This window comes from Prevotella sp. P5-64 (genome assembly GCF_002251285.1).
GTDB lineage: Bacteria > Bacteroidota > Bacteroidia > Bacteroidales > Bacteroidaceae > Prevotella.
In genome coordinates this window covers 1-1,341 of the sequence record NZ_NPJK01000051.1, presented here as the reverse complement: position 1 = coordinate 1,341, position 1,341 = coordinate 1, and the positions used below count along the sequence as shown (strand labels likewise).

The window sequence follows — 1,341 nt, the reverse complement described above, 5'->3', positions numbered from 1 at the left end:
TTGAACGATTCTGCCGATGCATTGGTAAGCCTTTCCTCAAAATAGTTGATGATGGTATCGTTGTGGTTCTCAAAGGTTTCAATAACCTTGTTGAAACCTTCATACCCGAAATCTTCGACATCATTGTACCATCTGGCAAGGTTAAGCCTTGCCACTCCTGGCTGGGTTTTCTTGTTGAAAATGTCCACAAGACTGAGGTAGAGACCATACGCCTTCTTGAGTTTGGGAAACATCTGAAAGAGAATTTCGGCCCTTGTCTGCTGTTGGGCATTCCATTTCGATTTGTGCATGAGAATCATATGTCGGCTGCGTGCCATAATCTGCGGCCTGGTTTCACCGTTGGCCATACGTTCTGGTACCCATTCCCCTATAAGTTCCTTCTCGGCCCTCGTATGTGCCGCCTTACGTTTTGCCCTATGCTCTTTTATGGCCTTGTTCTCCTCCGCAAGCACATCCCATCGTAAGGCTATTCTCATCTGGTCAATGGCCTCGGTCATAAGTCGTTGCACATGGAAACGGTCATTTATCAGCTTGGCATTAGGGAACGCAGTCCTCACTGTCAGCATCATGGCAGAAGACAAATCTGTGGTCACGGTCCTTACACGGCAGCGCAGTTCACGTGGGACTTTCTTCAATATTGCCGACACTGTATCCGAAGCTACACCACGAACCATTGCAGCCAGCGCTCCCTTGCCGCCGTGGGCTGCCTTGTCCGTCAGGATAGTGTAGACCTCACCGTTGGAAAGACAGGTCTCGTCAAGACTCATGTCCTCACCGAAATTGTCTGGAAACAGCATGTACTCCTCTGCATGGTCCAATTGTTCCCAGTTGCGATAGTCACTGATTTTCTCCTTGTACTGTTTGCGCAGCGTCTGACCGTTGAGACCGTTGCGGGCCGCAAGCGTCGAGATGCTTACGGGAGTAGACTCAATCTCCCTCTTTTAAAAAAGAAACGAACTCTGCATTCAATCGAGTTTCGTCAAACTCGGACAAGTCCCATTCGTAGCTGAAGATCTCGCCGGTGTCCTTGTCCAACCATTTGCGTTTGCGTACATGAAGATACGTAGCACGGCCACGGATGGGAAAATCCTGGATGACGTGATAGTCACCAAAGCCGTGGGATATCACATTGCCGTACTTCTTGTCCTCACGCATCTGAACCTTCTTCTCGTCAAGATAAATGTCAAAGCGGCTATCGGTCTTATCAAAACTTACAACATCGAAGTTGTCTATAAGCACATCCGGAAGAATGGCGCGTAGTAGCTTGGTCTGTTCCATATGGCAAAGGTACGACTTTATTCCTAACATACGGTGTTACCAACCGGAAAAATCCGCAGACCC

General features: G+C 48.5%; 2 protein-coding genes. Both read right to left on the bottom strand.

The features are described from left to right. The coding region (locus CIK87_RS09800) for a transposase (protein WP_144008173.1) at positions 1-818 on the bottom strand (818 nt) is incomplete at its 3' end. 109 nt (positions 819-927) lie between these two features. After that, the gene (locus CIK87_RS09795) at positions 928-1,278 is read right to left on the bottom strand and encodes a hypothetical protein (RefSeq protein ID WP_094387020.1); all 351 of its coding nucleotides are present in this window, start codon (positions 1,276-1,278) and stop codon (positions 928-930) included. Positions 1,279-1,341 lie beyond the last annotated feature (63 nt).

Bases quoted from the DNA above. Each gene is read 5' to 3' on its own strand.
- CIK87_RS09795 (WP_094387020.1), bottom strand. From the start codon at position 1,278: ATGGAACAGACCAAGCTACTACGCGCCATTCTTCCGGATGTGCTTATA.